Origin of the sequence: Brachybacterium subflavum (assembly GCF_009299795.1) — a bacterium.
GTDB classification, from domain to species: domain Bacteria; phylum Actinomycetota; class Actinomycetes; order Actinomycetales; family Dermabacteraceae; genus Brachybacterium; species Brachybacterium subflavum.
The window spans coordinates 554396-579599 of record NZ_VIGP01000001.1 but is presented as its reverse complement, the minus strand read 5'-3'; the positions used below and the strand labels follow the sequence as shown (position 1 = coordinate 579599).

Genomic DNA, 25204 nt, shown 5'->3' with positions numbered 1-25204 from the left:
GGTCGGCGGAGGGGTTCCGGGCACGATCCGGTCACGAACCGTGCGGCTCGGGCGCACCGGAGAGGAGCCAGCGCGGATGGTCGAGCCCACGGGATGCTGGCTTCAACCCGGATCAGCCGAGGCCGGAGTAGGAGTGCAGGCCGTTGATCACCAGGTTCACGACCGTGTAGTTGATGATGACGCAGGCGAAGCCGGCGAGGGCGAACCAGGCCGCCTTGTTGCCGCGGAAGCCGCGGGTGGCGCGGGCGTGCAGGTAGCAGGCGTAGACCACCCAGATCACGAAGGTCCACACCTCCTTGGGGTCCCAGTTCCAGTAGCGGCCCCAGGCCTCGTTGGCCCAGACCGCCCCGAAGATCAGGGTGAAGGTCCAGCACACGAAGGCGAGGGAGTGCAGGCGGAAGCAGAGCGCCTCGAGGGCCTCCGGGCCGGGGATGCGCTCGGTGAGCGCCGAGACCGGGCCCCAGAAGCGCCCCAGCGGGCGGTCGGCCGCCTCGCGGGCGGCGCGCACCTTCCGGGTGCGGGTCGAGAGCAGCTGGAGGGCGGCGACGATCGCGCCGAGGCCCGAGAGCGCGGTCGCGATGATGGCGACGCCGATGTGCACGATCAGCCAGTGCGAGTTCTGCAGGCTCGGGGTGAGGTCGGAGGCGGGCAGGATCCACGCCGTCTGGGCGATCAGCATCAGCACGAGCACCGGGAGCATCACGAGGGTGCCGAGCAGACGCAGGTCCTTGCGGCGGATCGAGATGATCACGAACAGCGCGACGATCAGCGCGCTCGAGGTCATCGAGAACTCGTACATGTTGCCCCACGGCACCCGCCAGGTCGCCACGCCCCGCAGCACCATCGCGGTGATGTGCAGGACGGCCCCGATCGAGGCCATGACGTAGCCGAAGCCGCGCGCACCCAGCGCGTTGCCCGAGGTCGCGGCGCCGGTCGAGCCCAGCGCGGCCGATCCCTTCCCGGTGGGGGCCGTCCGGGCAGGGGTCTTCCCGGCGGCGGTCGACCCGACGAGTCCGCCGCCGGCTCCCGCGGCCGTCCCGGCGCTCGCGCCGACGGCCGCGAGCTCGGCGCGGGCTCCTTCGCCCTCGCGCTTCTGCTTCTCGAGCTTCTCGTCGCTGCGCCGCTGGGTGACGCCCGAGAGGTCCGCGCCGAAGCCGATGAGGGCCAGGACGTACAGGACGATCGTGACGATGATCAGGAGGTTCGAGAGCTCCGCGAGCTGCTGGTCGATCACTGGAGGGGTCCTTCGTGCGAGGGCTTGGACTGCGAGGAATCGGTCTCCGGGGTCTGGGGCGCGGGCCTCGGGGAATCAGAGGACGAGGAATCGGATGACGACGGTTCCGCCGCCGGGGAGGGGGAGTCCGCGAGGCGCTCGGCGAGCGCGCGCACGTCCTCCACGAGTCGATCATCGTCGCTGCGGGCCAGTCCCGCCACCTCCAGGACCGCGCCGTGGGCCGACGGCACCGCGCGCACCCACACGCGCCGGCGCGGGACGAACAGCGAGAGCACCAGGCCCAGCACCGCGCTCAGCGCCATGACCAGGGTGAACACCTGGAACGGGTCGCGCTTGATGTCGAAGGCGGCGTAGCGCTTGACGCCGTCGAAGGAGATCGAGGAGCCGTCGGCGAGCGTCTGCGACTCCCCCGGGGTCAGGCTCACGAGCGACTGGTTGCCGTCGGAGTCGGCCACCGGCGTGAGGCTGCTGACGTCCACCTGGTAGGCGTTCTTCGGCACGCCGTCGTCCAGACCCAGGTCGCCGTTGTAGACGGTGAGGGCCAGCTGCGGGTTCACGAGTCCCGGGAACTCCGAGTGCGGGCCCTTCTCGTCGATGACGCCGGTGGGCAGGAAGAAGCCGACGACGGCCATCTGCTTCGGCTGGGCGTCGGGCGCCTTGATCACCAGCTGCGAGGTGTACCCGGTGTCGCCCGAGGGGATCGTGATGATGGGGCCCTCGGCGACGACGTTCCCCTCGGGGTCCTTCACGGTGACCTCGGGGGCGTACCCGTTGCCCAGGAGGTACATCGTGGTGCCCTGGACGTGCAGCGGCTGGTTCACGCGCAGCGTCTTGGAGTACTCGTCGGCCTTGTCCGGGTCGTCGACGGTGACGTCGGCCTCGAACTTCTTGGGCTGTCCGAAGCGGTGCGCGTTGGAACTGGTGTCGTACTCGGCGCGGAAGTCGTCGAGGGTGAAGCGGAACGACGGCAGCTTCGAGGAGTCGTACCAGGCGCCCTGCTCGAAGGAGTCGTACTCGGCCAGGGAGTTCGAGAACCCCTCCCCCTCGACCACGGTGATCTGGCCGCGGTACTGGAAGAGCCCGCCGGCGGCCACGCCGACCAGAACGCCCAGCAGGGCCACGTGGAAGAGGAGGTTGCCGGTCTCGCGCAGGTACCCGCGCTCGGAGGTCACCGAGCGCGCCCCGCCCTTCTCCTCGAGCACGTCGGTGCGGTAGCGGGAGCGCTTGAGGGCCTTCGCCGCGCGGGCGGTGACGGCCTCGACGTCGGCCCCCGGGAGCTCGACGCGCGTGAACCCGGCGAAGCGACGCAGGCGCGTGGGCGTGCGGGGAGGGCGCGAGCGGATCTGGCGCAGGTGCACGCCCAGACGCGGGATCACGCAGCCCACCAGGGAGACGAACAGCAGCAGGTAGATCGCGGAGAACCACACCGAGGAGAACACGTCGAAGAAGCCCAGCGCGTCGAGGAACTTCGCCCACGAGCCGTGCTCGGAGATGTACTGCTCCGTCTTGGAGGCGTCGACGTTGCGCTGCGGGTACAGCGAGCCCGGCACGGCGGCGATCGCGAGCAGGAGGAGCAGGAACAGGGCGGTCTGCATGCTCGTGAGCTGTCGCCACAGGAACAGCAGCGTCCCGCGCACGCCGAGCTTGGGCAGCGAGGCGCCCGCCGTGCCCGATCTCCCGGACTGGCGCAGATCGCGGGCCTCGGGCGCGACCCGACGGTCACGGGTGCTCGCCGTGCCCATCTGGTCCTTCTGCTCATCCTGGGCCCGGCGGGCCCGCTCCGAGCGCGGGGCCTTCGCGTCCGCGTTCTTCGGCTCCCGGCTCTGCGCCCGGCGCCGCGCCTTGCGCGCCCTGCGGTCCTCCTGGGTCATCACACCACCGTCTCGTATCCGCCGATGAGGGTCTGCAGCTGCGCCATCCACTGCGTCCAGGTCCCCGTCAGCAGCAGCACGCCGATCGCGATCAGCAGGGCGCCGCTGACCACGGAGATGGTCCGACGGTGGCGGGCGAGGGCGCGGCTCGCGCCGAGCGCGCGCTGGAAGAGCAGCGCGAACAGCACGAAGGGAATGCCGAGACCCAGGGAATAGGCGAGGGCGAGCAGGGCCCCGCGCAGCGGGGACGCTCCGTCCAGGGAGAGGGCGACCACGGCCGCGTAGGTCGGGCCGATGCAGGGGGTCCACGAGAACCCGAAGACGATGCCCATCAGCGGGGCCCCGAGCAGACCCGCGTCGGGCCGGCTGTGCAGGCGCCTCTCCCCCGACAGCGAGGGGAACAGCCCCAGGAACAGCAGTCCCATGGCGATCACGAGGACGCCGGAGATCCGGTTGACCCACACGACATGGGACTGCAGGACGTGCCCGAGCGCGCCGACGAAGCCGCCGAGCACGACGAACACGGCGGCGAAGCCGAGCACGAACAGCACCGCCCCGAGCGCCATCCGGGACGAGCCGCGGACTCCGCCCCGACCGCGCGCGCCGCCGGACGCGCCGCGCGCGGCGCCGCCGGACCCCTGGCCCGCGAGACCCGAGACGTACCCGAGGTAGCCGGGGACCACGGGCAGCACGCACGGGGAGACGAAGGCGACGATCCCCGCGGCCGCGGCCACCGCGAGCGCCACCCAGAGAGAGCCCGAGAGGATCGTCGTGGAGAAGACCTGTCCGATGTCCATCGCGCTCATTCGGCCACGACGGTGTCGATCATCGAGCGCAGGATCGAGGGATCGGCGGCGCCCGAGATGCGCGCCGCGACCCTGCCCTCCGTATCGAGCACGAGCGTCGAGGGGACGGCGTTGGGAGAGACCTGCCCGCGCAGCGCGTAGAGGATCTTGGAATCCAGGTCCGGCAGCGACGAGTAGGGGATCTTGTACTTCTTCTGGAAGGCGATGGCCGGGCCCTTCTCGTCGCGCACGTTGATGCCGACGAACTCCACGCCCTCGGCGGCGTAGTCGTCGGCGATCTCGACGAGGTCCGGCGCCTCCTTGCGGCACGGGGCGCACGAGGCGTACCAGATGTTCAGGACGAGGATCGAGCCCAGCTCGTCGGCGCTCGCGAAGGCCTTGCCCTCGTAGGTGGTGCCGCTGAAGTCGACGGGGTCGGTGCGGTCCTCGGGGTCGATCTCGGTGGTCACGCCGTCGCCGGAGACGAAGCCGTTCTCGCCGTCGCCGCCGCTGTCGCCGTAGCGCGAGGAGGTGTCCGAGCCGCAGGCCGCGAGCAGCAGGGCACCGGCGCCGAGCCCGGCGGCGCCGAACAGGGCGCGTCGGCCGACGGGGCGGGCGCTGGGGAGGGCGTTCATGCGAGCTTGCCCCCGGTGGCGTCGACCGCGCCCATGTAGAGCTCGGCGGCCGGCTCGGCGTAGTCGATGCCCGCGAGATGGGGGCCGACGAACCGCAGGCTCGTCACCGAGCACAGCCGGCACTGCCGACGCCGCGGGTCGTGGAAGAGGGGCTTGCCCTCGGCGGAGAGCCTCGTGACCCAGATCGGCAGCTGGTGCAGCACGAGGACGGCCTCGTGGCCCTCGACCTCGGCGCGGGCCGACTGGACGGCGCTGATCACGCGTGCCGCCTGGTCGCGGTAGGGCTCACCCCAGGACGGACGGAAGGGATTGGCGAACCAGCGCCAGTTGCGCGGGTCCGAGAAGCGGGCCTCGCCGTGCCCCATGCGCTGGCCCTCGAAGTGGTTGCCGGATTCGATGAGCCGCACGTCCTGGGCGACGGGGAGCCCGTGGACGGCGGCGATCGGCGCGGCGGTCTGCTGGGCCCGCAGCAGCGGGGAGGCCCAGACGGCGCGCACATCGCGCGGGGCGAGGTGATCCGCGGCGAGCTGCGCCATCTTCTGGCCGCGCTCGGACAGGCGGTACCCCGGCAGCCTCCCGTAGAGGATCTTCTCGGGGTTGTGCACCTCTCCGTGACGGACCAGGTGGATGACGGTCGTGCTCATGGGCGCGGGGACCTCCGCGGGAACCGAGGGTGTGGGCCGGATCGACACTCGGGGCGGCCGACGATGCGCAGATCGGAGCCGGGCCCGCGACGAGTGGCGAACCGCCTCAAGGTACCAATCAATCCTTGACGTCGGATGGGACGGTGCCCAGGGTCACGGGGGCGCCCTCGGGGATGGTGGCGGCCATGATCCGGCCCAGTTCCAGCAGGTCCTCGGTCCCCACGGCGTCGAGCAGACGCTCTCGCACGGAGGCCACGTGCACAGGCGCCGCCTGGCGCAGCAGCTCGGCGCCTGCCTCGGTGAGCACCGCCTCGCGGCCGCGGCCGTCGCCCGAGCAGCGGACCCGCTCGAGGATGCCGCGCTTCTCGAGGCGGGCCACCGTGTGCGTCAGACGCGATCGCGAATGCACGACCTGGTCGGCCAGGCCCGACATCCGGATCCGCCCCCCGGGCGCCTCCGAGAGCCGCACGAGGATCTCGTACTCGTCGAGGGAGAGGTCGAAGCGCGGATCCTGCTCGAGCGCCGTCGAGATGTTCTCCATCAGCAGGTTCACGCCGTAGAGGAACGTGCGCCAGGCCTGCTGCTCGTCGTGGCTGAGCCAGTGCACCCCGGTCCGCGGCTCCGCGCTCCCCGTGTCCGGCTCCGCGGCCTTCCCGCTCGGGATCCCGCCGCCTGCGGACGAGGTTCCCGGCTCCCCCGCCCCACGCTGCGGATCCCGCGTATCCTCGGTGGTCGACATCACATGCTCCTTCTCTGCACCTGGGGCCTTGCGCCCGGGCTCCATCATAGTTTACCTTTCAAGCACAGAGTTCGTGCAACATTCAAGGAAAGAAGGACGGCACACGATGACTGCTCTCCCCGATGGCATCTCCCAGGGCACCTGGACCCTCGACGCCTCCCACACCAACGCCGGCTTCACGATCCGCCACGCGGGCATCTCGAAGGTGCGCGGCCACTTCGCGGACGTCTCGGGCTCCTTCGTCGCGGGTGCCGACCTCGAGTCCAGCCGCTTCGAGGCGACCCTGAAGACCGCCTCGATCTCGACCGGCAACGAGGACCGCGACAACCACCTGCGCTCGGGCGACTTCTTCGATGCCGAGACCAACCCGGAGATCACCTTCGCCTCGACCTCCGTGAGCGACGACGAGATCGTGGGCGACCTGACCATCAGCGGCGTCACCAAGTCCATCACGCTCGACTACGACTACGAGGGCGCTGCGACCGACCCCTTCGGCCAGTACCGCGCGGGCTTCACCGCCTCCACCAAGATCTCCCGCAAGGACTTCGGGCTCACCTGGAACGCCGCGCTCGAGGCCGGCGGCGTGCTGGTGGCCGACGAGGTCAAGATCACCCTCGAGGTCGAGTTCACCGCTCCCGCCTCCGCGTGACCAGCTCGACGGCCCCGCAGCCGCGAGGCCGTGCGGTCGATCGGCCCGACGCCTGATCGACCGAGCTCCTGATCACCGTTCCCGAAGGGCCGCCCACCACCCGGTGGACGGCCCTTCGCTGCACCCGATACCTGCGAAGAGTCCCCGCCACGCGCATCGGCCGGGGCGCGGACCATCGGGATGGTCGACGCCGGCGCGGGGATACGGGCGGGCTCGCCAGGGACGGCCGGTCCACGAGGGATGGCCAGCTCGCCACGGGCTCCACACCGGGCCGGATGAGCCCCAGTCGACGTCACGGAGCGGCGCGGGTGCGACATCGCTGCGATATGTGGCACGAGCTGCCGCTATAGGCCCTTCCGCGACAGGGCGAGCTGTCCGCCGATCCCCAGCCGTCCGTCGGCGGGCACGTTCGAGCTCCCACCTCGGGTCCCCCTCGCCAGCCGACCCCGCTCCGGCCGACGGACTCCCCGGTCGCGCGGATCCGACACCGCCACGAACGCTCTACCCTGGGCGGGTGACCCTCCCCGCCGATCTCCCCCGCCCGCCGCGCACCGACGACCCGGATGCGCGGGTCCTGTACCTCACCCGCCCCGGCTGCCATCTGTGCGATGTGGCACTGCCCGTCGTCCGTGCCGAGGCGGACCGCGCGGGGACGGTGGTGGAGATCCGCGACATCGACGAGGACCCGGAGCTGCGGCGCGACTGGAACGAGCACGTGCCGGTGATCGTCGTGGACGGCGCCGTGCAGGCCCGGTACCAGGTCGATGCACCGTCCCTGCGTTCGGCCCTCGCCCGTCGGCCCTGGTGGAAGAGGATCCTGGGTCGCTGAGCCCGACGCGAGCCGCTGACCCCGGCACGCCCCACGCCCCGGAACGCACGAGGGCCCCGCCGGAGATCCGGCGGGGCCCTCGTGCAGTGATCACCGCACGAGCCGCTGGGCCCGCATGCGGTCGCGCCCTGGGGGCGCGCAGATCACTTCTTGTTGCGGCGCTGGTGGCGCGTGCGACGAAGCAGCTTGCGGTGCTTCTTCTTCGACATGCGCTTGCGACGCTTCTTGATCACGGAACCCATGGGGACCCCTGTTCTGCAGGCGGATGCCTGCGGTCTCGGACGGAGAGCGGACTGCACGAGGCCCGGCCCACAGGCGGTGCTCCCCGCTCCCGGGGGCGGGATGCGGCGCCCACGCGTGAGCACCACGAGTCCAGGGCCCGTGCCACAGTCGACGCCCCACTCTACACGCGCCGAGGGGGTGCGTCCCCGCTCGCTGCTGCGAGATCCGTCGCAGATCTGCGGGCCGCTCCCAGCGTGCTCTGCACGGGGCCGACGACGAGTTCGGCGGCGACCCGGCGTACACGGGCCCGCAGCAGACGGCGCGCACGGGCGGCGTGGAGGCGCGAGACGAGGCCGGCGAGCACCCCGCCGAGCACGGCCAGCAGGATCCCTGCCCCCACGCCCAGCACGATGAGCGCCGTCGGCAGGGGGATCGGCACCCACAGCTCGCGGACCATCGGCATCGGCGGAGCCGGGACCTGGAAGAACGCGAGGATCGCGTTCAGCACGAGCCAGCCCAGGCCCACCACCCAGGCGGCCATCGCGAGCCACTGCAGCACGTCGAGGACGGGCCACCACCAGCCGCGGGTGCGGCGCGAGAGGTCCGCGCCGACCACTGCCTGGTCGAGGGCGTCCGGGAGCTCGTCCTCGCGTGAGCGCGCGGAGCGGCGCACGGCCGCGCGCCAGGGATCGGAGCCGTCGCGGCTGACGGCGTCGGCGAACCCGCGCAGCCCCTCGGAGGCACGGGCCGACGTCGCCGCGTCGGGCGCGGGCAGCGAGGACCGTGCCTCTGCGGGCTCGCCGCCGCGCGGCCCGCGAGATCCGCGCGCGCCAGGTGCGGCCCGCCCGGCTCCCCCTCCCCCGGCCCCGAGGTGCAGCCGTGCCAGGGGGTCCGGGCGCACGCGCCGGAGCCAGCGCACGACGGGCCAGCCGCTGCGCGCGTCGGCGCGATGCCGGTAGGCCTTCCCCACGGCCTCGGCCACGGGATCGATGCGGGCCGCGGCGCCGAGCGCGTCCTCGAGCTCGCGCTCGGCGGCCGACGGGATCCGGGCGGGCAGGCCCGAGGGATCCGCGGCTCCGCGCAGCTCCAGGGCCGCCTCCCGCAGGTCCGCGCGCCGCCGCACGGCGATCGCCTCGCGGGCGTGGGCGACGGCGGCGAAGCGGGAGCGGACGTCCGCGAGTCCCGCGCCGGTCTCGGCGGACACCGCGAGGACCGGCGCATGCTCGAGTCCGTCCCGGCGCACGATCTGCTCGAGGGATGCACGGACGCTCTCGCGCTCCTCCTCGCGCACGGTGTCGATCTGGTTGAGCAGCACGAGGGTCACGGCGTCGTGTCCTGCGAAGGGCTCGACGAAGTCGCGGTGCAGCACGCGATCGGCGTACTTCTGCGGGTCGGTCACCCACACGAGCACGTCGACCATGCCGGTCATGCGCTCGGCGATCGCGCGGTGGGAATCCTGGACGGAGTCGAGGTCGGGCAGATCCAGCAGCACCATGCCGGCGTCGGACCCGGTCCCGGCGGCGGGCCGGGCTCCGCCTGCAGCCGCCCGCACGAGCGCGTCGTGCAGCGGACCATCGTGCACCTCGTGGCGGTCGGCGACCTCCAGCCAGTCCAGGAGAGCGTCGGCTCCGGCGGGGTCGAGCACCGCCGCGTGGGGGTCGCGCGTCGTCGGGCGACGCACCGCCGCCGGCGAGATCTCCCGACCCACCAGGGTGTTCATCAGTGACGACTTGCCGGATCCGGTCGCGCCGAAGAAGCCGATGACGGTGTGCTCGGCCGAGAGCGCGGTGCGCGCGTCGAGCCTCTCGAGCATGTCCCCCGTCGCGGCGAGGGCGTCCGACGGGGCGATGCCCTCGAGGTCATCGCGGGCCCGCACGAGCGCGTCCCGGCGCTCCGCCAGGGTCGCGAGGGACTCCGCGGAGCCGGTGCGGGCGCCGCGCGAGGCGCGGGAGGTGAGCGGGCTCATGCGGGATCCTCCCCCGTCGAGGGCTCGTGCGCCGTCCGCTCCCCCGTCGCCTGCTCGGCCTGGGCCCTGATGTCGGCGGCGAGCGCCGCCGCCCCGCGCGCGTCATCACGCAGGGCATCCGGGTCCGTGCCCTCGGGCACGGCCTCCAGGCGCGCGCGGAAGGGCTCGGCGCGTTCGGCGACGAGGCCCTCGAGCCGTGCGACGAGGCTCTCGCGGGCCACGCGGGCCAGTCTCCGCACGGCGTCCTCGCCGAAGATCGTCTCGAGCAGCTTCTGGCCGACGATCGCGGTCGCAGCGCCCGTTCCGACCTCCAGCCCGGTGGGGATGAAGGCCGTGGAGGCGAAGACGACGACCATGAGCGCCACGCCCACGGCGTTCACGCCGAGGGACAGGATGCGAGCCTTCGTGCGACGGTCGCCGCCCTCGCTGCGCACGAGCTCGAGCACGTCCCCCTGCCACTCGCGGACGGCCCGGGCGACCTGCTGCTCGTAGCCGGGCTCCATGCGGGCGAGGTCCGCGCCCTCGACGAGCGGACGTCCCGCGGGGAGCGAGCGCCAGGCCTGTTCCACCTGCTCGGCGCCGTGCGCGGTCTCGTCGACCACCACGTGGACGAGGCCGGTCTCGAGGGCGTCCTGGGCCGCGACCGCGGGCCTCCCCACGCCGCGCAGCGCCCGTCCCAGGCGGTCGCGCACGCGCCCGACGAGGCTCTCCAGCGAGCGGATGATCTCACCGGTGCCCACGACCTCCTGCCAGCGCGCGAGGACCTCGCCGCGCAGCAGGGACCCGTCGCCCACGGCCTCCCCGATGCGCCGGGCGACGTCCGCGAACGCGTCGTCGACCGCCCCCGCGAGCTCCTCGCGGATCGCCTGCTGCTCCTCGACGCCGGCGGCGACGTCCTGCAGTGTCCCGTCCAGGGAGTCGAGGGCGCCGGCGAGGGTGCGCCGGGCGATCGCGCCGCGTGCGCCCTGGTCGGCGGCGAGCGCGTGCAGCCAGGCGTCGATCTCGCCGACGCGGGCGTGGTCGAGCATCCCGTCGGCCGAGAGCGACGACTCCGGGACGAGGAAGAGCCGGGCGGGCTCGAGCCCGCGATCCTCCAGCATCGCCCGCAGATCGGTCTCGAGCTCCTCGGCGATGCCGGGACGCTCGGGGATGCGGTTCATGACCACGGCGACCGTGGCGTCGGCCTCGACGGCCGTGCGCAGCACCTCCCACGGGACCGCGTCGGCGTAGCGGTTGGCGGTGGTGACGAACAGCCAGAGGTCGGCGGCCCGCAGCAGCTGCCGGGCCAGCTCGCGGTTGCCCGCGGCGATCGAGTCGATGTCGGGCGCGTCGAGCAGGGCGAGGCCGCGCGGGATCTCGGCGAGGGGGCGCAGCTCGAGCTCGCGCGAGGGCTCGTCCTCGGATCCGGCCGTCAGAGCCCCGGTGCCCGCTCCTCCGCGGACGCGGGCGAGGCCGGGCAGGATCCGCGTGCCCTCGAACCAGGGCGCGTCCTCCGAGTGGTGCAGCAGCACGGGCCGCCTGGTCGTGGGGCGGATGGCGCCGGCGCGGGTGACGGGTCGGCCGGCGAGGGCGTTCAGGAGCGTCGACTTGCCGGCGCCCGTCGAGCCGCCGACGACCACGAGCAGCGGCGCGTCGACGGACTGCAGGCGCGGCAGGAGGTGGTCGGCGAGCTGGCGGGAGGCGGCCGTCACGGCGCTGCGGGTCTGCACGGCGCCGGGCGCCTCGAAGCCGAGCCGGACGCCGTCGAGATCCGCGGCGAGGTCATCGAGCACCCGCGTGGCGTCCGACCCGGGCCCCACCTGGTCGTCCGCCGGAGGTCGAGTGGTCATGCGGCCATTCTGGCAGTCGCCGCGCCGCGACGGCCCTCAGTCGAGGAACGGGTCCAGTCCCCATTCGGGGAAGGCGGTGCGGCGCGCGGCCTGGACGGCGCGGTCGAGGTCGTCGGCCGGATCGAAGCCCAGCGACCAGTCGCGCACGTCCAGGGGGCGGAGTTCCCCGAATCCCATCTCGGGCGGGGCGTCGGGGTCGAGGAGGCCGTGGGCGCGCAGCACCTCGGGGACGGCGCGGCGGTACGCCTCGGGGACCTCGCCCTCCTCCGGGAGCGGCTCCCCGGTGACCACGGCGACCAGGTGCGTCCAGGAGCGCGGGACCACGTCGGTGACGGCGTACCCGCCGCCGCCGAGGGCGAGCCAGCGCCCGCCCGCGGACTCCTCCGCCACCTCGCGCATGAGGATCATCGCGGCGCGCTGGGCCTCGAGGGTCGCGCGGACGTCGGCGAGCGGATCCTTGCGGTGGCTGTCGGCGCCGTGCTGGGTGACCAGGAGCGTCGGGCGGACGGCGCGGGCGAGGGCGGGCACGGTCGCGCCGATCGCGCGCACCCACCCGTCCGCGTCGGTGCGCGGCGGCAGCGGGACGTTGATCGCACTGCCCAGGGCGCCCGCACCGCCCGTGTCCTGGACGAAGCCGGTGCCCGGATAGAGGTGCTCGCCGCTCTCGTGGATCGAGAGGGTGACGGCGCGCGGCTCGTCCCACAGGGCGCGCTCGACGCCGTCGCCGTGGTGGACGTCGAGGTCGACATAGAGGATGCGCTCCTCCCCCGCGTCCAGCGCGTGGGCGATCGCGATCGCCGCGTCGTTGTACACGCAGAACCCGGCGGCCTGGGAGGCGCGCGCATGGTGCATGCCGCCCGCGAAGTTCACGGCCCGGTCGACCTCGCCGGCGCGGATCGCGTCGACCGCCGCGATCGAGCCGCCGACGATGCGGGCGCTCGCGGTGTGCATGCCCTCGAAGGCGGGGACGTCGTCGCCCCCGATGCCGAAGCCGATGAGCGCATCGTCCCCGCCGTCCCTTCCCGCCCCGGGCGCCGACGCGCGGCGCACGGCGGCCAGGAACTCCGGGGTGTGCACGCGCAGCAGCTCCGCGTCGGAGGCGACGGGGGCGGGCAGTGTCCGCACCCCGGAGCGCGCGAGCAGTCCGCTGGTCTCCGCGAGCAGCCTCGTCAGCTCGAGGCGCACGGGCGACATCGGGTGGTAGGGGCCGAAGTCGTAGGCGAGGAGGGCGTCATCCCAGACGACACCGGCGCCGGAGGAGCCATGGGGGGCGGGCGAGCCATGGGGGGCGGAGACCATGCGTTCGAGCGTACCCAGTGCGGGGCCGGACGAACGCATCGCCGACGTAGACTGCGCGACGGATCAGCGCCTGCGCGGCGGGCGGTCCCGGGGTCCGCGGACCCCCGGCGCCGCTGGTCGCACGGCGCGCACGCGACGGGCACGAGACGCAGGACCGAGACCCAGGACGAGGAGCAGCCGGATGAGCGAGGGCCGGGACGAGGACGGGCGCACGGACCTGTCCGCGATCTCGCTCTGGCAGCGCATCCGCGAGTTCTCGAGCACCGCGCTCGTCACGGCCGCGAGGACCTCCCCCGCCCGCCTCGCGCTGACCGTGTTCACCGCGATGATCGGCCTGGTCACGCTGCTGCTGATGTCACCGCTCGCCGCGTCCGACGGCCAGGCCACCGGCTTCCGCGACGCCGTGTTCACGGCGGTCTCCGCCATCTGCGTGACCGGGCTGACGACGGTCGACACCGCCGCGCACTGGTCGACCTTCGGGCTCGTGGTCCTCATGGTCGCGATGAAGATCGGCGGGTTGGGCGTGCTCACCCTCGCCTCGCTGCTGGGGCTGTCGGTGATGCGCTCGATGGGGCTGGCCCAGAGGATCATCACGGCGCGCGAGACCCGCGCCGAGCAGCTGGCGGAGGTGGGCAGCGTGCTGCGCACGATCGTCATCACCTCGACGGCCTTCGAGGTCCTCACCTTCCTCGCGCTCGTGCCGTACATGATCGCGACCGAGCACGGCACCGGCACCTCGGTCTTCTACGGCGCCTTCTACGCGATCAGCGCCTTCAACAACGCGGGCTTCGTGCCCGATCCCGGCGGGATCTCCCAGTACTTGGGCGACCCGTTCTTCTCGATCCCGATCTCGACGGCCGTGTTCATGGGCTCGCTCGGCTTCCCCGTGGTGCTCGTGCTGGTCAAGAGGTGGCGCACCCCCCACCACTGGACCCTGCACGCGAAGCTCACCCTCGCGACCTCGGGGATCCTGCTGGTCGCCGGCATGCTCGGCTACCTCGCGATGGAGTGGTCGAACCCGCACACGCTGGGTCGCGAGGGCTTCGGCTCGAAGGTGCTGGCCTCCCTGTTCGCCTCGGTGATGCCGCGCTCGGGCGGCTTCTCCACGCTCGACATCGCCTCCCTCGAACCCGAGACGCGCCTGTTCACGGACCTGCTCATGTTCATCGGCGGCGGCTCCGGGTCGACGGGCGGCGGCATCAAGGTGACGACGTTCGCGCTGCTCGCGCTCTCGATCGTCGCCGAGGCGCGGGGCGACCGCGACGTCGAGGTGTTCGGCCGACGGATCCCTCAGGAGACCATCCGCCAGGCGATCGGCGTGCTCGTCATGAGCGCCTCGGTGGTGTTCATCGCGACGTTCCTGACCCTGCAGCTCACCCCGTTCAGCCTGGACCAGGTGCTCTTCGAGGTGCTCTCCGCCTTCGGCACCGTGGGGCTGTCCACGGGCATCACCCCGCACCTGGGCGACGCCGCGACCTACATCCTCATCGTGTGCATGTACCTGGGCAGGATCGGGCCGATGACGCTCGGCGCCGCCCTCGCACTGCGCTCGCGCTCGCGCGTGGTGCGCCTGCCCGGCGAGCGCCCCATCGTCGGCTGATACCGCCGGCGCGCCGGTGGGCCGCGCCGTGAGTGCTGCGCACTGGTCGTTCTGAACGTCCATAACGACCACTGCGCAGCGCTCTAGACTGTTCGCGGCGCTCCGGCGCCGTCCTGCCGTCCGCATGTGAGGAGACATCGTGGCCCGTCCCCGTGGCAGCAGCGGAGCCCTGGTCGTGGGCCTGGGCCGCTTCGGAGCCTCCCTGGCCCTGACCCTCGAGGAGCTCGGCACGAACGTGCTCGCGATGGACACGCGCGAGGATCTCGTGCAGGAGTACTCGGGTCGCCTCACCCATGTGGTCGAGGCCGACGGCACGCAGATGGAGGCCCTCGCCCAGGTGGGCGCGGCCGACTTCTCCGTCGCGGTGGTGGGCGTGGGCACTTCGCTCGAGGCGAGCGTGCTGATCACCGCGAACCTCGTGGACCTGGGCAAGCCCGTGATCTGGGCCAAGGCGATCAGCGTGCCGCACGGCAAGATCCTCGAGCGCATCGGCGCCCACCACGTGGTCTTCCCCGAGAAGGACGCCGGGCAGAGGGTCGCGCACCTGGTCAACGGACGCCTCATCGACTTCATCGAGTTCGACGACGGCTTCGCGATCGTGAAGATGCGTCCCCCGCAGGAGATCATGGGCTTCACCCTGCAGGAGTCCGACATCCGCGCGAAGTACGGCGTGACCGTGGTCGGCGTGAAGTCGCCCGGCCGCGACTTCACCTACGCCGGCCCGGACACCAAGGTCTCCCAGCACGATCTGCTGATCGTCTCCGGGCACACCGAGCTCATCGAGCGCTTCTCCAACCGGCCCTGAGACGGGCGGGCCGCCCGATTCGAGACGGGCGGGCGGCCCGATTCGAGACGAACGAGCCGCCCGCCCGGGTCACTCCCCCGACATGGCGCGGGACTTGCGCGCCGCCGCGTCCATGGCCCCGGCGAGCGCCGGGCGGATGCCGCCGCGCTCGAGCGCCGCGACGCCCTCCGCGGTGGTGCCGCCGGGGCTCATCACCGCGCCGCGCGCGACGGCCGGGTGCTGCCCGGTCTCCTGCAGCAGGGTCGCGGCGCCGCGCACGGTCTGGAGCACTACGCGCGTGGCCTCCGGGCGCGGGATCCCCTGGCGCACGGCCTCGTCGATCATCGCGTCGACGACGGTGAACACGAAGGCGCTCGCGCTGCCCGCGGCGCCGATCATCGCGTGTCCCTTCTCCTCGGGCAGGTCCACGACGATCCCCGCGGCCGCGAGCAGCGCGCGGGCCAGCCCGACCGAGGACTCGGTCGTGCTCTCCGACGCCATGAGGTGGGTGACGCCCTCCCCCACGGACATCGGGGTATTGGGCATCGCGCGCACGAGCTGCGTGTGCCCGCCCAGCGCCTCGGTGAGCGCGGCGAGGCTGGTGCCGGCCGCGAGGCAGATGACCAGGGTGTCCTCGGCGAGCGCGGAGCGCACCTCGGGCATCACGGCGTCGAGCTGGTAGGGCTTCACGCCGAGCACGACGACGTCGGACCCGGTCAGGTCCGACACGGACCCGGCGGTGGCGCCGAGCTCGTCGGCCGCACGGCGGGAGGAGGCGTCCGAGGAGTTCACGACGCGCAGGTTCCGCGGCGCGACGCCCGCGGCGAGCATCGCCCGCACGAACGCGCCGCCCATGTTGCCGGCGCCCAGCACGCTCACCGTCACGGCGGCGAGATCGGGCGTCCCGTCGGAGGCGGCGTTCCGGGTGGCAGAGGTGGTCTCGGGGCTCGTCTGATCCGTCATGCCTCCCACTCTAGGGGCCGGATCCGACATGCCCGATCGGCGACCATACCGCGCCTCGCCCCTCCTCGACCGGCGCCCGTACACTGCGCAGCATGCCCCTGCCCCTGCGACAGCTCTCTGCGGTGCTCGACGCCCTCCCGGGCCCCGTGCGCCGCAAGGTCGTGTGGTGCGCCGTGCGTCTCAGCCAGCCACGATTCCTGGTCAGCGTGTGCGCGGTGCTGCGCGCGGCCGACGGACGTGTGCTGCTGTTCGAGCACCGCTTCTGGGAGGACGGCCGCTGGGGCGTGCCCTCGGGGCACATGCAGCCCGGAGAGACCCCGCAGGCCGCCGCGGCACGGGAGCTGCGTGAGGAGTCGGGGCTGCGGGCCACGGATCTGCGCGTGGTCGACGTGGTCGGCGGGCAGCGCCATCGCGTGGAGATCTGGCTGCGCGGGTCGATCGACGTCGACGAGGCCCCGGGCCAGGACGTCCTGCAGGCGCGGGAGATCTGCCGCGCCGCGCTGCTCGCTCCCGAGCAGGCCGTGCGCACTGCCCGGCCCGGTCAGGCGCGCGTGCTGCGCACGATCCTCGCGCGCGGGGACGACGGCGGGGAGTCGGGCGGGAAAAGTTGGAACGACGGGAGCGGGGCCGGCGGCAGCGCACGCCCGGGCACCCTGAGCTGAGCCTCGGCTCGGGAACCGCGGCTCAGGCCCCGGTGCCCCAGTGCGGCGGCACGTCGCGGAGGATCTCGGCATCGTGGCCGGAGCGCTCACCCGCCTCCGGCGCGTCCTCGGAGGCGCGATCGGGGATCACCCGGGGCTCGTCACCACGGTGCGGTGCGCGAGCGCCGGCGCCGCGCGCACCGCCCGTCCGGTCCCCATCGTCCCAGGGGATGGGCTTCCCGGTGAGGGAGGAGATCACGACGCGGCCCGACCTGCGGCCCGCGCCGTGCGCCCCCTCGGTCACTGCCTCTCCTGGAAGCGGCGGATCGCGCTGCTGACGGAGACGTCGAGGAGCACGGAGCGCTGGGTGAAGCCGAGGAAGCTGCGGACCTCCGCGGCCAGGTGGTCCTCGAGGCGGGCGCGGCCGTCGGAGGCGATGTACTCGACGACCGAGTCGAAGTCCTCGCTCGCGTAGAACTCGAGCGGATGGCCTGCGGGGATCTGCGGCCGGGGCAGACGGTGGCGGGCGCCGCCGGCTCCCTCGAGCGCGGCCTGCTCGGCCTCCTCCCGGTAGAGCATGAGAGCCCTCTCGACGCCGCGGCGGATGCGCTCCGCCTCGCCGTCGGGGTCGATGAACAGCGCCCACGACCACACGCGCTCGGTCGCCCAGCCCGAGGCCTCGAGGCGCTCGGCCCGCAGCCGGTCGCGCTCGCGCTGGCTCGCGGTCGCGACGTACCTCTCGCCGTCCGTGTCGACAGCGAGCAGGTAGCGACCGGGAAGGTCCGGGTGCCCCAGCGCGAGGTCGATCCGGTCCGAGGTCACCCCGAAGTCCGTGTCGACCACGAGGCCGAGTCGCCAGAGGCGGTCCGCCAGGTCGTTGACCAGGGCGTTGGTCTCGAGGACGTGGGCGACGGGCTCGTCCTGGTCGGGCTCGTCCCGCGCGGGGCCGTCCTGCTCGGGGCCGTCCTGCTCGGACTCGTCCGTCTCGGCGTCATGCTGCGCACCGTCGTCCGATGCCGCAGGGCTGTGGTCAGCAGCGTCCCGTGCCTCGGCCTCCTGGGCATCCGCGCCGCGCCCGTCGGCCTTCTCGCCGGCGACGTCGGAGCGGTCGACGGAGTCGTCGTGCGAGGCGGCCGCGTCGGCGCTGTCCGCGTCCGCGGGGGCCTCGGCCTCCGCCTCCACCGAACCCTGCGCGAGCTCCTCGTCGGACGCGCCGTCGGTCTCTGAGGCCGAGACCGCGGCCGCGGACTCGGAGTCGACGGGGTCGACGTCGGTCCCGCCGTCGTCCGGGGTGGCCGACTCGTCCTGGGCGTCGGCGGCGGCGAGCGCAGCCTCGATCTGGGCGTCGACGGAGCTCGTGGCCTCCTCCGCGGCCGACGCGGGCGGGTTCGCCGAAGCGGCCGAGGACGCGGAGGCCGGTGCGGCCGGCGAGGTGCCGGTCGGGGCTGCCGGAGTCCCGCTGGCCTCCGTGGCCTCGAGCGCCGCGTCGGCCCCGCCGCGGAGCACGGTGAGCATGGCGCGCAGGTCACGGGCGCCCTCGGACTTCAGACGGGAGGGGTCGAGGTCCTCGACGTCGAAGGCGGAGACCACCGTGGTGCGTCCGCGGGAGCGCGTGAGCACGGTGGCGAGCGCCTTGCGTCCGTCGGGCGCGGAGAGCGGACCGAATCTGTGCAGCAGCCGACCGTGGGGGGTCTTGCCGAAGCCGAGGGAGACGATCACCTCGTCGCGCACCACGCCGGAGGCGCGGGAGGCGGGCAGCACCGTGAAGTACTCGCGGCTGGCCGCATCGAAGAACTCGCGCAGGCCGGGCACCACGGAGACGGTGTGCATGATGCGTTCCATGACCTTGCGGGCGTGCTCCGCCGTCAGCGTGAAGACCGCGAGCGAGAGCTCGGGGCGGTGCCGGGCGTGCTCGATGACGAGGTCGGTGACGCGGCGCAGCTCGGCCTCCGTGCTCTCGACGACCTCGGTGCCGGTGGGCACGGCGCCGCGGCCGTTCTCGACGACGACCAGGCGGTCCGGGTCGGGGGCCGACGGGCTGGGCGTGGAGACGACCTCGCCCACGAGCGACCGGCGCTGGGCGAAGGCGCGCAGCACGGACCCGGCGGGCCGCGGATCGCGGTGGAGGGCGATGTGCGGGGCGACCTGCAGCATGTCGTCGAGGAGGACGGGCCCCTCGACCTCGGCGTGGTCGAGCACGTCCCCCAGGACGATGACCTGGTCGGCCCGGGCGATCGCGGGCATCGCGGCCGCGGTCGGGAGGCGTCCGCCGTCGGCGACGATGACCGTGTCGAAGTGGCGTCCGCGCGGAACCACCTGCGGGACCAGGTACGGGGAGGCGAGCCAGGTGGGGCGCGCGGCGAACAGGATGTCCTCGTACTTCGCGGCGAGGTCGCGCACCGAGACCGTCGAGGAGCGGGCGAGCTCGGCGATCGCCGCGCGCGAGGTGTCGGGGAAGGACATCATCGTGGAGACGAGGCGATCGTCGGAGGCGCCGCGCACCCGGTAGGAGGCGCGCTCCATGTGCTGGGCGTCCAGGCGCCGGAACCGCTCGGCGACCTGTGAGAGTCCCGTCCCGTCGTACTGGGAGATGGTGGGCTCGGCGCGGGCGATGAGCTCGAGGACGCTCTGCCACCAGGCGAGGTCGAGCTCCGCGGCGACGTGCCTCTCGCGGACGCCGCGCGCACGCAGGTCCTCGACGAGGTCGCCCAGGCCGTCGGCCGCGAGCGAGCGCAGCAGGGTGGTGCGGCGCGGCAGCTCGGCGAGGTCGTCGCGGTCGGCGAACAGGGCGTCGGCCCGTTCGGCGAGCTCGTCAACATCCGTGCGGGCGAGAGCCCCGCCGGCGGGCGTGCCCTCCAGCAGCACGGCGAGCTCGTCGCACAGGGCCTGCATGGACTCCGCGGTCTGCGCGCAGTTCTCCAGCTTCTCGGGGACGGACGGGGCGGAGCCGCTGCCGCCGTCGGCCGCCCTCCACTCCTCGCGCACGGCGCGCACGGTCCGCAGCGCCTCGTGCAGGTCGGGAGCGAGCGAGGCGGGGCGCTGCAGCGCGGCGGCCTCCTTGCGCAGGCGCCGACGGGTCGTGAACGACATGACCACGCCGTGCTCGCGCCGCCAGTCCTTGGTGGCGGTCGCGGCGATGAGGTCGTCCAGCGGGGCTGCGAACACGGCGCCCTGGAACACGGAGAGCGCCCCGCGGACCTTCGAGAGCAGCTGCAGGCGGGCGATCAGCGCCTCGAGGGTGCGCGCAGGGGCGAGGCCGACCTCGCCGCCGGTGCGCTCGATCGCGCGCCGGAGCTGCGGGAGCTGCTTCTCGCGCAGACGCTCGACGAGGGCGAGTGCGCGCTCCGCCTGCGTGTCGGTGGTGATGGGCGCGCCGTACCAGGCGGTGTCCTCGGGTCCGATGGACAGCACGCCCAGACGTGCCGCCTCGCGCAGCGACTCCGCTCCGCGCTCCCGGTCCTCGCCGACCATCGTCGCGGCGACATCCGCGCCCAGCCGCACCTCCGTGCGGGGCGCGGGGCGCATGCGGGTGAGGGCGGCGAGCGCAGAGAGGGCGTCGTGCGCGGAGGCGTTCCAGGGCTGCTGGACGCGGTGCATGGCCTCGACGTGCCCGGTGAGGATGCTGCGCGCCTCGGCGAGCTCCTCGGGCTCGGCGGTGGAGACCGGTGAGGAGAACGAGCCGGCGCGACGCAGGCTGTGCAGCAGCGAGGCCGAGGCGTTGCGCTGCAGGGACGGGTCCGGCGAGAGGTCGAACACGAGGTCCTCGAGGCCGCGCTCGCGGGCGAGGGCGGCGATGTGCGCGAGGTTCGCGCGTCGCTGGGAGACCACGAGCACGCTGCGGCCGCGCGCATTCGCCTCGGCGGCGAGGTCGACGACGAGGTCGATGGGGTCGGTGCCGGGCGGCGTGCTCACCGCGAGGTGGCCGCCGTCCAGGACGTGCGCGAGCACGCGCATCCGATCCGGGGGCAGCGAGGTGACCATCTCGGACTCGTCGGGGGCGGAGGGCTCGTGTGCGCTCTCCCCTGCGGTGCCTCGCGGACCTCCGGGGGCTGCGTGAGCGTCCGCCGGCGCGGCGCCCGGCCCGGCAGACGACGCGGCATCGGCCGACGGGGCGAGTGCCGTGCGGGCCTCGGGATCGCCGGCGAGGGCGGCGACGAGGTCGCTGTCCGCCCAGTCGGCGGGGTCGGTGCGCAGGTCGTCGACGAGCTGACCGGCGGCGTCCATGAGGTTGCCGACCACGAGCGCCTGGGCGACGCGGAAGCCGGGCAGCGGCTGGCCGAGCGACTTGAAGGCATCGATCACGGGTGTCGGGTCGAAGCCGTAGGGGCCCTCGGTGGTCGCGAGGAGGGCGCGGGCGTCCACGGCGATGCCGGCCTCGCGCAGGGCGCGCAGCAGGATCGGGTTCACGTCCACGGTCGCATCGAGGTCCAGATCGACGTCCTCGCGGGCGCTGCCGCGCAGGCGAAGGGTGATGGGCCGCACCAGCACGGGCGCGTGGAAGGGCTCGCCGCCGTCCTCGGGGACCCAGGTCGCCTCGCCGATGCCGAGATGGCAGGTGGACAGACCGATCTCCTCGGCCTGGCGCTCGGCGATCTCGCGGATCGCCCGCGCCTCGGCGCGAGCGTCTGCGAGCGCTCCGACCTCGCGGACCAGGGAGGACAGGCGGGTGGGGCCGCGGCCGGCAAGGAGCTGGGCGAGGCCGGAGGGATGGGAGTGCGTCAGGTCCAGCACGTGCTCGCCCGCGCGCATGCGGGTGAGGAAGGAGGGCTCGGCGCGGGTGCCGGCGATCTGCAGGGTCCAACGGTCCAGGGCGCTGCCGACACGGTCGGCGCGGCTCAGCGGGCGGTCGTCCACCCGGCGGCGCGGCAGGGCATCCTCGTCCTGGAGGGGCGCGATGTCGGCGCCGGCCGGATCCAGCCGGTGGTCGACGGAGAAGGCGAAGCCCTCGGCGCCGTCGGAGGCGTTCGCGCTCACCGCACTGCCGGCGCTCGCAGCACTCGCGGCGGAGCGACCGCGCCTGCTCGCGGCCCCGGTGCGGGCGGCCGAGGCGGCGGGACCGGCGTCCTCGCGGGACGAGGTCGTCTCGCCCGGCGCGCCCGGTGCGCTCTCCTGCTCCTCGGTGCGCTTCTTCCCACGCAGCAGTCTCCACATGGAACCCCACGCTACCGGCCGGACACCATGGTGACGCGGAGGCGTGCCGTGCGCGGCGACGCAGGTCGCGCCGGGCGCGTCACACCCCGCTCGCGCGGGCCCCTCGGCCCTGACGGCCCGGTCGCACACGGACGTCCTCCGGCGACCTCCGGCGGACCTCTGGCGTCCTCCGGCGGACCTCGAGCGCCCCCTCAGGCCTCGTGCAGGCGCACCTCGTGCTCGGCGAGGTGCTCGCGGAGCTCACCCGGGACCTCGCCGGCGATCACGAGGTCGGTGAGCGCAGCGACCGGGCAGATGCCCGCGAGCGCGCGCAGACCGAACTTGTCGGCCGTGGCGAGGCCGACGACGCGCCGCGAATGCCCGATCATCGTGCGGGTCACGCCCGCTTCGGCGTCGGAGTTGCAGGTGAGCCCGGCGTCGATGTCGAGACCGATCATGCCCACGAACATGGTGTCCAGCCACAGGTCGCGCATCGTCGCGGTCGCGAGCGGCCCGGTGAGCTCGAAGGAGTACGGCTCGGCGACGCCGCCGAGCACGACGGTGCGCACTGCGGGGCGCAGCACGGCCTCGGTCGCGATGTTCAGGGCCGCGCAGACCACGGTGAGCCCGGGCGTGCCGTCCTTCGCGTCGAGATCCGGGCGGGAGACGGCCCGCCGAGCCGTGCTCGTGGTGGAGCGCCCGCCGTTGAAGCCGACGATCTGACCGGGACGGATCATCTCCGCGGCGAGAGCGGCCACCCGCTCGCGGTCGGCGGACGCGACGTCCTTCTCGCGCGGTGTGGTCGCGAGCGAGTAGGCGACGTCGATCGCGACGATGCCCCCGTGCGTGCGGCGCGCGAGCTGGGCGCGCTCCATCTCGACGAAGTCGCGGCGCACGGTGGACTCGCTGATCCCCAGCTCGCGGGCCACTTCGGTGACGCTCAGGCTGCGATGGGTCGCCAGCATCGCGAGCACACGATCCCAGCGCCCGCTCTTGTCCTTGGGCGGTGACGAAGCGACTGCTGCCGCGCGCGGTTCGATCGATTCCATGCACCAATCATGCCTGCGAATGGCAGGAATGCGCGCCAAATGCTCACGGACCGTCAGATGAGCGGTGTGTTCGGGCGATTTCTGGCACGTCGGCCGGTGCGGCTCCTAGCCTGTTGCTGTCGCTCCGACCGGAGCGCGACGCCGAACGAGAGGAGTTCCCCATGGGTCTCAACGACGCTTTCGACAAGGCCAAGGATGTCGCATCCGACAACAAGGACAAGATCGGCGAGGGCATCGACGGCGCCTCGGAGAAGGCGCAGGATGCCGCTCCCGATCAGTTCGACGGCGCCATCGGCGATGCCGGCGACAAGGCGAAGGACGGGCTCGGCAACCTCTGATCCGAGTACCTCCCACGGCCGATGAGCCGTCGAAGCGGCGCCGGACCTTCGGGTCCGGCGCCGTTCGCATGTGCGGGGGCGGAGCACCGGCGCGAGGGCGTGCCGATGCGGGGAAGGCCCCGATCTCAGGGCGTCTGGAGCTCCGGCCGGTCGGCGAGCACGGGCAGTGCGGACCGCGCCTCGGTCACGGCCTCGGCATCGACCTCGACGACGAGCAGCTCCTCGTCCGCGCCCGCCGCCGCGATCACCGCGCCGAGCGGTGAGACGGCGACGCTGCCGCCCACGCCGCGCGCCGCCCTCCCGCTCCAGCCGGGAGCGGGCACCTGGTCCGCGGCCAGCAACACGCTCGTCGAGTCCAGCGCCCGTGCGCGCTGCAGCACCCTCAGCTGCTCGGCCTTCCCCTCCCCCGCTCCCCATGCCATGGGCACGACGACCACCTGCGCGCCTGCTCGGGCGAGCGCCACGAACTGCTCGGGGAAGCGGATGTCGTAGCAGGTCGCGAGGCCCACATGGATCCCGTCGACGTCGATGGAGACGAGTCCGGCCCCCGGAGCGATGGTCTCGGACTCGCGAGCGCCGAAGGCGTCGTAGAGGTGGATCTTGCGGTAGTCCGCGCGCAGGTCGCGTCCCCGGACGATCACCGTGTTGTGCACGCGGCCGTCGGCGGCGAGGGTGAAGGACCCGGCGACGGCCACCAGGTCATGCCGCTCCGCGCTCGCGGTGATCGCCTCGTCGAAGGCGCGGGCGTGCTCGCGCGCGGCGGCGGGCAGGTCTGTGCCGAAGGGGGCGAGCGCAGCCTCGGGGAGCACCACGAGCCGTGCCCCGGCCGCTGCCGCCTCGTCGAGGGCGCGCACGGCGCGCTCGGTCGCGCGCGGGGGTTCCTCATCGACGGCGTACTGGGCGAGGGCGGCGGTCAGCGTGGAGGTGCTCACGCTTCGATCCTGCCATGCGCCCGGGCGGAGGTCCCGGGCCCTCCGTACCGTAGGATGGTCGGCGGTTCCGCCCCCGTAGCTCAGGGGATAGAGCACCGCTCTCCTAAAGCGGGTGTCGCGCGTTCGAATCGCGCCGGGGGCACCAGAGAAACACCAGGTCAGTCCTGTCGTCGGCCGCGGATCACCGGCGCCGCGCTGGCCTGCGCACCACGGCGAGGAGCACCGCACCCACCACGATGATCCCCGCGCCGACGCCGGTCATCACGGTCGCGCGCGGCGCGATGTCGGCGCTGAAGCGGGCCTCGAAGCCCTGCACGATCGGGCCCAGGAAACCCGCGCCGTCGACCGACGCAGGCACGAGAGCTCCGATGCCCGCGGCGAGCAGCAGACCGATCGCGCCCGCCACGAGGGTCGCGATCCCGGCGCCCAGCAGGGCGGCCCGCCTGCGGTCGGCGACGAGCAGCGCGAGCACCATCAGCACGATCATCACCGGCAGCGCCCAGGACGCGTACGGGAGCACCTGCGCGGCCGCGCGCAGGGCAGGCAGGTCGGGGATCGTGGTGAGGGTGACCGTGGGATGGTCTGGCCGGGGCAGGGTGATGCCGAAGGGCAGCTTCTCCTCGATCGGATCCATGAGCGAGTCGACGGCGGGCGAGAGGTCGACCTCGATCGGGCTGTCGCCGGAGGCGAAGAGCCCCTCGTGCACCGAGTCCATCGAGTCGTCCCACATCTCCTGGTAGGCCGACGTGGTCGTGAAGGACGCCGCCTGCTCCTTGGCGTAGGGCGCGACCGTGCCGCGCACCGAGGACGGGATCACGTCGCTCGAGAGCAGCTCGTCGACCGCGGCATCGGTGAGCGCGTGCTGGGTCGAGGCGTCCTCGCCGAGCGGCTCGGCGATCTCGAGGAAGCCGTCGCGGTCGACCACGTGCTGCTGCAGCCAGCTGCCCGGCAGCCAGCTCGCGCCGACCACGGCGGCGAGGACGAGCAGCAGGACGCTCGCCGTCTGTCGCAGTGCGCTCATCTCATGGCCTCCTCCGGGGATGTTCGGGCGTGCGGTCAGGCACC

The 25204-nt window shown here is 73.4% G+C and carries 22 protein-coding genes and 1 tRNA gene; 7 read left to right on the top strand and 16 right to left on the bottom strand.

The annotated features are described in order from the left end of the window. Nucleotides 1–112: 112 nt before the first annotated feature. The 6 genes from ccsB to FHG10_RS02460 all read right to left on the bottom strand — a co-directional run bounded on the left by ccsB (nt 113) and on the right by FHG10_RS02460 (nt 5908). Entirely contained in the window at nt 113–1234 is a 1122-nt protein-coding gene (gene ccsB / locus FHG10_RS02485) for a c-type cytochrome biogenesis protein CcsB (protein WP_152351732.1), read from the bottom strand. After that, nucleotides 1231–3105, bottom strand: a complete 1875-nt coding sequence (resB, locus tag FHG10_RS02480; protein ID WP_227487985.1) for a cytochrome c biogenesis protein ResB — start codon at nt 3103–3105, stop codon at nt 1231–1233. Before resB ends, ccsB begins: the two co-directional genes overlap by 4 nt. Further along, nucleotides 3105–3911 carry a cytochrome c biogenesis CcdA family protein gene (locus tag FHG10_RS02475; protein ID WP_193636170.1) on the bottom strand — a complete coding sequence of 269 codons (807 nt, stop codon included), beginning with the start codon at nt 3909–3911 and terminating at the stop codon, nt 3105–3107. The genes resB and FHG10_RS02475 overlap by 1 nt, the downstream gene beginning before the upstream one ends. Then, nucleotides 3908–4525, bottom strand: coding sequence for a TlpA family protein disulfide reductase (locus tag FHG10_RS02470; RefSeq protein ID WP_152351731.1), 618 nt, complete (start codon nt 4523–4525; stop codon nt 3908–3910). The genes FHG10_RS02475 and FHG10_RS02470 overlap by 4 nt, the downstream gene beginning before the upstream one ends. Beyond that, nucleotides 4522–5169, bottom strand: a complete 648-nt coding sequence (locus tag FHG10_RS02465; protein ID WP_152351730.1) for a histidine phosphatase family protein — start codon at nt 5167–5169, stop codon at nt 4522–4524. Before FHG10_RS02465 ends, FHG10_RS02470 begins: the two co-directional genes overlap by 4 nt. A 118-nt stretch (nt 5170–5287) precedes the next feature. After that, the gene (locus FHG10_RS02460) at nt 5288–5908 is read right to left on the bottom strand and encodes a MarR family winged helix-turn-helix transcriptional regulator (protein WP_152351729.1); all 621 of its coding nucleotides are present in this window, start codon (nt 5906–5908) and stop codon (nt 5288–5290) included. A gap of 106 nt (nt 5909–6014) precedes the next feature. On the opposite strand from FHG10_RS02460, the gene FHG10_RS02455 reads away from it, so the two are divergent. Next, nucleotides 6015–6557, top strand: a complete 543-nt coding sequence (locus tag FHG10_RS02455; RefSeq protein ID WP_152351728.1) for a YceI family protein — start codon at nt 6015–6017, stop codon at nt 6555–6557. A 514-nt stretch (nt 6558–7071) separates the two neighbouring features. Continuing rightward, nucleotides 7072–7386, top strand: coding sequence for a glutaredoxin family protein (locus FHG10_RS02450; protein ID WP_152351727.1), 315 nt, complete (start codon nt 7072–7074; stop codon nt 7384–7386). A 143-nt stretch (nt 7387–7529) separates the two neighbouring features. Here FHG10_RS02450 and FHG10_RS02445 read toward each other — a convergent pair whose 3' ends face one another. From FHG10_RS02445 to FHG10_RS02430, 4 genes are all read right to left on the bottom strand, one after another. Further along, nucleotides 7530–7628: a 30S ribosomal protein bS22 gene (locus FHG10_RS02445; protein ID WP_109274628.1), complete on the bottom strand. Its 99-nt coding sequence runs from the start codon at nt 7626–7628 to the stop codon at nt 7530–7532. A gap of 161 nt (nt 7629–7789) precedes the next feature. Continuing rightward, nucleotides 7790–9574 (bottom strand): GTPase, encoded by a 1785-nt coding sequence (locus FHG10_RS02440; RefSeq protein ID WP_152351726.1) that lies wholly within the window; start codon nt 9572–9574, stop codon nt 7790–7792. Continuing rightward, a complete protein-coding gene (locus FHG10_RS02435) occupies nt 9571–11403 on the bottom strand; it encodes a dynamin family protein (protein WP_152351725.1) in 1833 nt (610 codons plus the stop codon). Before FHG10_RS02435 ends, FHG10_RS02440 begins: the two co-directional genes overlap by 4 nt. A 36-nt stretch (nt 11404–11439) precedes the next feature. Further along, complete coding sequence (locus tag FHG10_RS02430; RefSeq protein ID WP_152351724.1) at nt 11440–12702, bottom strand: acetoin utilization protein AcuC; 1263 nt, start codon at nt 12700–12702, stop codon at nt 11440–11442. Nucleotides 12703–12883: 181 nt separating this feature from the next. On the opposite strand from FHG10_RS02430, the gene FHG10_RS02425 reads away from it, so the two are divergent. Beyond that, complete coding sequence (locus FHG10_RS02425) at nt 12884–14302, top strand: TrkH family potassium uptake protein (protein WP_152351723.1); 1419 nt, start codon at nt 12884–12886, stop codon at nt 14300–14302. 139 nt (nt 14303–14441) lie between these two features. Continuing rightward, entirely contained in the window at nt 14442–15107 is a 666-nt protein-coding gene (locus FHG10_RS02420; RefSeq protein WP_152351722.1) for a potassium channel family protein, read from the top strand. Between the two features lie 69 nt (nt 15108–15176). Here the strand turns inward: FHG10_RS02420 and proC are convergent, their stop codons facing one another. Further along, nucleotides 15177–16049: a pyrroline-5-carboxylate reductase gene (proC, locus tag FHG10_RS02415; protein ID WP_152351721.1), complete on the bottom strand. Its 873-nt coding sequence runs from the start codon at nt 16047–16049 to the stop codon at nt 15177–15179. Nucleotides 16050–16141: 92 nt separating this feature from the next. Here proC and FHG10_RS02410 point away from each other — a divergent pair, with 92 nt between their 5' ends. Continuing rightward, nucleotides 16142–16711: an NUDIX hydrolase gene (locus FHG10_RS02410; RefSeq protein WP_152351720.1), complete on the top strand. Its 570-nt coding sequence runs from the start codon at nt 16142–16144 to the stop codon at nt 16709–16711. Nucleotides 16712–16733: 22 nt separating this feature from the next. On the opposite strand, the gene FHG10_RS02405 is transcribed toward FHG10_RS02410, so the two are convergent. The 3 genes from FHG10_RS02405 to FHG10_RS02395 all read right to left on the bottom strand — a co-directional run bounded on the left by FHG10_RS02405 (nt 16734) and on the right by FHG10_RS02395 (nt 22869). Next, complete coding sequence (locus tag FHG10_RS02405; protein ID WP_152351719.1) at nt 16734–16994, bottom strand: hypothetical protein; 261 nt, start codon at nt 16992–16994, stop codon at nt 16734–16736. Then, entirely contained in the window at nt 16991–21841 is a 4851-nt protein-coding gene (locus FHG10_RS02400) for a hypothetical protein (RefSeq protein ID WP_152351718.1), read from the bottom strand. The genes FHG10_RS02405 and FHG10_RS02400 overlap by 4 nt, the downstream gene beginning before the upstream one ends. 191 nt (nt 21842–22032) lie before the next feature. Continuing rightward, nucleotides 22033–22869: a DeoR/GlpR family DNA-binding transcription regulator gene (locus FHG10_RS02395; protein ID WP_152351717.1), complete on the bottom strand. Its 837-nt coding sequence runs from the start codon at nt 22867–22869 to the stop codon at nt 22033–22035. A 161-nt stretch (nt 22870–23030) separates the two neighbouring features. On the opposite strand from FHG10_RS02395, the gene FHG10_RS02390 reads away from it, so the two are divergent. Then, nucleotides 23031–23207, top strand: coding sequence for an Rv0909 family putative TA system antitoxin (locus tag FHG10_RS02390; protein WP_152351716.1), 177 nt, complete (start codon nt 23031–23033; stop codon nt 23205–23207). Nucleotides 23208–23332: 125 nt separating this feature from the next. Here FHG10_RS02390 and FHG10_RS02385 read toward each other — a convergent pair whose 3' ends face one another. Beyond that, nucleotides 23333–24139, bottom strand: a complete 807-nt coding sequence (locus tag FHG10_RS02385) for a nitrilase-related carbon-nitrogen hydrolase (RefSeq protein WP_193636169.1) — start codon at nt 24137–24139, stop codon at nt 23333–23335. Between the two features lie 69 nt (nt 24140–24208). On the opposite strand from FHG10_RS02385, the gene FHG10_RS02380 reads away from it, so the two are divergent. Next, a tRNA-Arg gene (locus tag FHG10_RS02380) sits at nt 24209–24284 on the top strand. Between the two features lie 36 nt (nt 24285–24320). Here FHG10_RS02380 and FHG10_RS02375 read toward each other — a convergent pair. Continuing rightward, a complete protein-coding gene (locus tag FHG10_RS02375; protein ID WP_152351714.1) occupies nt 24321–25160 on the bottom strand; it encodes a hypothetical protein in 840 nt (279 codons plus the stop codon). Between the last annotated feature and the right edge of the window lie 44 nt (nt 25161–25204).